This is a genomic window from Rhizobacter sp. P2_H3 (genome assembly GCF_056403355.1).
Map to the genome: position 1 here is coordinate 1 of NZ_JBFUFQ010000383.1, position 3279 is coordinate 3279.

3 protein-coding genes are annotated in these 3279 nt (G+C 71.5%); 2 read left to right on the forward strand and 1 reads right to left on the reverse strand.

What is annotated here, in order from left to right; all coding sequences use genetic code 11:
- Positions 1-2153: M48 family metallopeptidase (locus AC1D1T_RS31260; RefSeq protein ID WP_477993249.1), on the reverse strand; the 2153-nt coding region annotated here is incomplete at its 3' end.
- A gap of 222 nt (positions 2154-2375) precedes the next feature.
- Here AC1D1T_RS31260 and AC1D1T_RS31265 point away from each other — a divergent pair.
- Both AC1D1T_RS31265 and AC1D1T_RS31270 read left to right on the forward strand, forming a co-directional pair.
- Positions 2376-3065 carry a response regulator transcription factor gene (locus tag AC1D1T_RS31265; RefSeq protein WP_477993251.1) on the forward strand — a complete coding sequence of 230 codons (690 nt, stop codon included), beginning with the start codon at positions 2376-2378 and terminating at the stop codon, positions 3063-3065.
- Positions 3066-3067: 2 nt separating this feature from the next.
- Positions 3068-3279 (forward strand): hypothetical protein (locus AC1D1T_RS31270; RefSeq protein WP_477993252.1); only part of this gene is annotated, 212 nt, incomplete at its 3' end.

The window sequence follows — 3279 nt, forward strand, 5'->3', positions numbered from 1 at the left end:
GCGCGTGACGGCTCGGGCGCCGGCACAGCCAGCTCGGGCACGGCCTCGCCGCGGGCGCGGCGGGCGACCAGCGCCTCGGTGCGCAGCAGCTGGTCGAGCGCCTGCGAGCGCAGCCGGCCACAGGCGCCGGCCAGCTGGTCGACCCAGCTGTCGACGACGCCCAGCCAGTCGCCCAGGTTGTCCTTGCTGGTAGGCGGCAGCTTGAACTCGCCGAGCAGCTCGCTCCAGCTCGCGACGCCGAGCTTCTCGCGCAGCGTCGCATCGAGCACCACCGCGTCGCGCTGCTCCGACACCCTCTGCAAGGCCGCCTGCAGATGGTTCGCGACGCCCACCAGCCGCTCGACGCCGGCCTTGCCGACGCGGCGCGTCGCGCTTTCCACCTGCCAGGCGTTGGACAGCAGGCCTTGCGCATCGCGCAGGTCGGCCTCGCTGTGGTCGGCGTAGTGCAGCAGCGCGAGCAGGCCTTCGAGGTAGGCGTCCCAGCCGCCGCCGAGCTGCGCCGCCGCGGCACGGTGCGTGCTGCGGCAGGCCTTGTCGTGCGCCAGCAGGCGCTGCTCGACCTGGCGGTGCTCGCGTTCGACGGCCTTCAGCAGGCCCGGCAGCTCGCCCTGCTTCAGCGTGCGGTCGCGGTGTCGGATCACGCCGCCAGGCGCCTTCAGCGCGCCGGATTGCAACGCGCGCAACTGGCCCAGCTCGCGCTCCAGTTCGCGCAGCCGCGCCACGTCGTCGAGCAGCGATTCGGGGTACAGCGCCGCCAGATCGGCCGGCGTCGCGCCCTGCTGTGCCGGGTCGACCAGCTCGGCCGCGCTCTTCACGCTGCGCGTGACCGAGCGGCCGAGGTACACGCCGCGGTAGCGGCCCTGCAGGCTCTCGCGTGCGAACTGCTCGTCGAGCGCCTGCAGCGAGTCCTCGAGCGCGATCGGCGTGAGCTTCGTCTCGCCGATCAGCTGCGCGGTGACGCGCTCGCGCAGGCCGGGCGCGTCGTCGAACAGCTCCCAGGCGCTGCGGTCGTCGAAGGGCGCCGCCACGTAGTGGCGCTTCGCGTTGGCTTCGCGCTCGTGGTTCAGCGGGTGGGTCAGCCACATGCGCGGCGGCTGGGCGACCTCGGCCTTGAACAGGCGGTGCTGCTGCGGCTTCTCGGCCGGCAGCGGCGGCACGCGGTGGTACTGCGGGTCGTTGAGCACCTGGCCCATGCGCTGCATCACGCGCGACTGGATCGCGAAGGCATCGCGCGTGATGCGCTCCTTGCCGTGCTCGCTGCCGAGGAAGCCGAGCGTGCGGTCCCAGGAATCGTCGGCCGCCTGCAGCTTGTGCAGCGCGTGGATCAGCGCGTCGCTGCCGGTCAGCGACACGGCGACCAGGTCGGCCTGCATTTCCATCTCGCGCGACAGCGCGCGCTGCACCAGCAGCACCGCCGAGAACGCGCTGTCGACCAGCGAGCGGATGGCCCAGACGATCACGCCCAGCACCCAGCCGACCCAGGCGATGCGGATGTCGAAACGCGACAGGCCGTTCAGGAACGCATCGAGCTTGTCGCGCCGCGCGACCAGGTGGCCGGCGATCTGCTGCGCGATGTAGACCCAGCGGCCGACCGCCATCGACTTCTGCGCGAAGTGGCCGAACTCGTGCGCGAGCACCGCGCGCATCTCGCCGAGCGTGAGCGCGTTGACCAGGCCGAGGCCGATCTCCAGGTTCTTGCGCGACGGCAGCACGAGGTTCAGCACCGACAGGTCGTAGAACACCGCCGCATTGACGCGTGCCGACAGGAACACCTTGTGYGGCCGCGGCGCGCCGGCGCGGTCGGCCAGCTTGTGCAGGAACTCGAACAGGCGCGGCTGCTCGGCCGGCTTGATCTCGACGGTGTTGTCCTGCGAGCCGTGCTTGACGAAGAAGACGGCCTTCAGCATGAAGACCGCGAGGAAGGCCGCGCAACCGCCGATCACCCAGCCCCAGACGGCCTGGCCGGACACGCTGTCGGCCCCGAAGGTGAGGCGCCAGGCCGTGAACAGGAACCAGCCGGCAAGGCCGAGGTACAGCAGCATGAAGGCCGCGAGCGCGGCGACGGCCAGCCAGGCGTGGCGCTTGTAGGCGGCGCTGGGCCGAGCCAGCTTGGCGACCAGCTTGGCCGGCTGCGCCTTGTTCGGTGAACTCATTCCCCAAGTCCTTCGCAGCCGCCCTCACGGCCGTTGGCGCGGATGGTAGGGGAAGGGATCGGGCCGGGCGAGTGCAAATTCACTCGAACGCAGCGTTTCAGCGACCGCTGAAATCGGCTCTTGCAGTGAAATTGTCGGGTTGGCATCGCGGACGGATGACGATTTGCGACAGCACTGAAATGTTCGCGGCACGTGGACACGCGGCCCGTAGACTGATGCGCCATGAAGCCGCTGGTCCTGATGGTCGACGACGATGCCGAGCTGTCGGGCATGGTGTGCGAACTGCTCGAGCGCGAGGGCTGGTCGGTGCACAGCGTGCTGACCGCCGGCGACGGCGAGCGCGCGCTGTCGCAAGGGTTGCCCGACGCCGTGCTGCTCGACGTGATGCTGCCGGACGCCAACGGCTTCGACGTCTGCCGGCGCTGGCGCGCGGCACACCCCGGCCTCGRCATCGTGATGCTGACGGCGCGCGGCGATCCGATGGACCGGGTGCTCGGCCTGGAGATCGGCGCCGACGACTACCTGCCGAAGCCGTTCGAGCCGCGCGAGCTGGTCGCCCGCGTGCGCGCGCTGCTGCGGCGCCAGGCGCCCGGCCGGGCCGATGCGCCGCAGCTGCGCTTCGACGGCTTGACGATCGACCTGCTGAAGCGCGAGGTGCGGGCCGGCAACGGCACCATCGCGCTGACCAGCGTCGAGTACAAGCTGCTGACCGCCCTCGCCCGCACGCCGGGCCGGCCGCTGACGCGCGAGCAGCTCAGCGACGCGGTGCAGAGCGGCGGCTACAAGCCGCTGGACCGCACCGTGGACGTGCAGGTCGCGCGGCTGCGGCGCAAGCTGGCCGAGGCCGCGCCAGGCAGCGAATGGATCGACACGGTCCGCGGCGAAGGCTACGTCTTCGTCCCGCGCGGTTGACCGTGCGCCGCTTCGACAGCCTGTTCGCCCGGCTGCTGCTCGCGCAGCTGGGTCTCGTCGCCGCGCTCGCGCTCGTCTTCGGGCTGCTGTTCTACATCGAGCGCAACGTGACGGTAGCGGTGCTGTACGCGGAGCGCTGGGCGCCGCACCTGGCGGCGGCCGCCGGGCTCGCGCCGCCGCCGCCGGAGACGCTCGCCGTGCAACAGCGCGACAC